The sequence below is a fragment of the Candidatus Frankia nodulisporulans genome (assembly GCF_902806475.1).
Classification (GTDB): Bacteria; Actinomycetota; Actinomycetes; order Frankiales; family Frankiaceae; genus Frankia; species Frankia umida.
The window spans coordinates 1-1,945 of sequence record NZ_CADCWS010000438.1 but is presented as its reverse complement, the minus strand read 5'-3'; the positions used below and the strand labels follow the sequence as shown (position 1 = coordinate 1,945).

At 70.5% G+C, this 1,945-nt stretch carries 2 protein-coding genes; both read right to left on the bottom strand.

Annotation, left to right across the window (positions count from 1 at the left end; all coding sequences use genetic code 11):
* Positions 1 to 711: 711 nt before the first annotated feature.
* Entirely contained in the window at positions 712 to 1,260 is a 549-nt protein-coding gene (ahpD, locus tag G6R24_RS20570; protein WP_163550781.1) for an alkylhydroperoxidase, AhpD family, read from the bottom strand.
* Positions 1,260 to 1,823 carry a redoxin domain-containing protein gene (locus G6R24_RS20565; protein WP_163550780.1) on the bottom strand — a complete coding sequence of 188 codons (564 nt, stop codon included), beginning with the start codon at positions 1,821 to 1,823 and terminating at the stop codon, positions 1,260 to 1,262. Before G6R24_RS20565 ends, ahpD begins: the two co-directional genes overlap by 1 nt.
* Between the last annotated feature and the right edge of the window lie 122 nt (positions 1,824 to 1,945).

Below are 1,945 nucleotides of genomic sequence, written 5' to 3'. Positions count from 1 at the left end.
TGACCGACCCGGTTCGCGGCCAGCAGCGGGCCCCCCAGCCCGCGGGTGATGGTCCTGGCCGCGGTCCCCTCCGCGGTGGTGCCACGGCTCAGGCGCACCGGATGTGGCGCGACGCGGGACGTCGCGAGATCTGCGGACGGCGTAAGCGTCATACTTTTGTTCCCCCTGGTGACGGCTGCCTGTCCCGGTTCGACGCGGCTGCCTGAGCGTGACCATTGATAGGTGGCTCGTAACCACTGCAAACCAGTTGGCTACCAACCGTGCTTACTAGGTCGCATTGTGGCAGCGCGTCGGAGAGGTCGGTCCTGGGGGGCGTGGGAGTACCACGCTGTAATACGCAGATTGTTACGCAGAGTAGATGTAGCGCCCGATGTGTCATCCACCTACCGAGCTGCTCGCTTACACCGTGCCCGCTGCCCGTCCGCGCCGGTCGGTCCGGGGCGAGGTGCCGGTTGACCTGGGACGATGTGACCCCGTTCGCGGGGCTGTCGGTGGTGACGGGCGGAGTCGCGCCGGCCCGTCCGAGGGCTCCGTCCCGCCGGTGGTGGGTCCCGGTCAGAGAGGTGGCTACGCGCTGTCGTCGGCCGGAGGGTGTTCGTCCGACTGGTTGACCGGTCGGGGTGGCGGGGGCTCGGCGGCCCGGAAACGGCCGGTGGCCCGGCACCCGTTGCGGGGATGCCGGGCCACGGACGGTGACGGTCGGAGGGTGACTCAGACGGTCGTGGTGATCGCCGCGGAGGTCTCCGCGGCCTCCAGGGTCACCGCGACGGCGTGGACGACGGAGGCGACCCGGATCGCGTCCTGGATCACCTCGCGGGCCACGCCGTGCTCGCGCAGCTCGTGCTCGTGCGCGGTCAGGCAGCGTCCGCAGCCGTTGACCGCGGAGACGGCCAGCGACCACAGCTCGAAGTCGACCTTGTCCACACCCGGGTTGGCCAGCGCGTTCATCCGCAGACCCGCCCGCAGTCGGGAGTACTCCGGGTCCTCGAGCAGGTGCAGCGTCCGGTAGTAGATGTTGTTCATCGCCATCACCGCGGCGGCGGTGCGGGCCGCGGTGGCCGCGGCCGGGTCGAGGTGCTGCACCGCCTCGGGTTCGAGCTCGGCGAGCGTGGTGCGCCCGCGGCTCGCGATCGCCGCGGCCAGCACCGACCCCCACAGCTGCCGGGAGGACAGCTGCGACTGGCTCGTCACCGAACCCAGGTTCAGCCGCAGGTCACGGGCGTAGTCGGGGAGCAGTTCCCGCAGTCGGGCGACGGACATCAGACACCGACCGGCTGCGGGGCCGGGGCCGCGCTGCCCAGCGTCGCCTCCCCCTTCTGCCAGTTGCAGGGGCACAGCTCGTCGGTCTGCAGGGCGTCGAGCACCCGCAGCACCTCGGCCGGGTTCCGTCCGACACTGCCCGCGGTGACCATGACGAACTGGATGACGTTGTCGGGGTCGACGACGAAGGTCGCCCGCTGCGCCACACCGTCGTCACCGAGCACGCCCGCGCCGGCGGTGAGCTCCTTCTTCAGGTCGGCGAGCAGCGGGAACGGCAGGTTGGTGAGATCGGGGTGGTTCTGCTTCCAGGCCAGGTGGACGTACTCGCTGTCGGTGGAGACGCCGAGGATCTGCGCGTCCCGGTCGGCGAACTCGTCGTTGATGCGGCCGAACGCGGCGATCTCGGTCGGGCAGACGAAGGTGAAGTCCTTCGGGTAGAAGAACACGACGCGCCACTTGCCGGCGCGGCTGGTGGACGACTCCTGGACGAAGGCGGTGTCCGGGTCGCTGGTGACGACGCCGATCAGGTCGTAGGCAGGGAAGGTGTCGCCAACGGTCAGCACGTCCGCGTGCTCCTTTCGAGGTGGGGTCTGCCGGGTGCGGGTGGCGCCGGGCAGGGCGCGAGCCGCTGTGGGGCAGGCCCCGGGGAGAAGTCCGGTACGTGGCCCACTCTCGTCAGCAACAA

What these genes read in the sequence shown, in the direction of transcription:
- ahpD (WP_163550781.1), bottom strand. Translation starts at nt 1,260, where the DNA reads ATGTCCGTCGCCCGACTGCGGGAACTGCTCCCCGACTACGCCCGTGAC.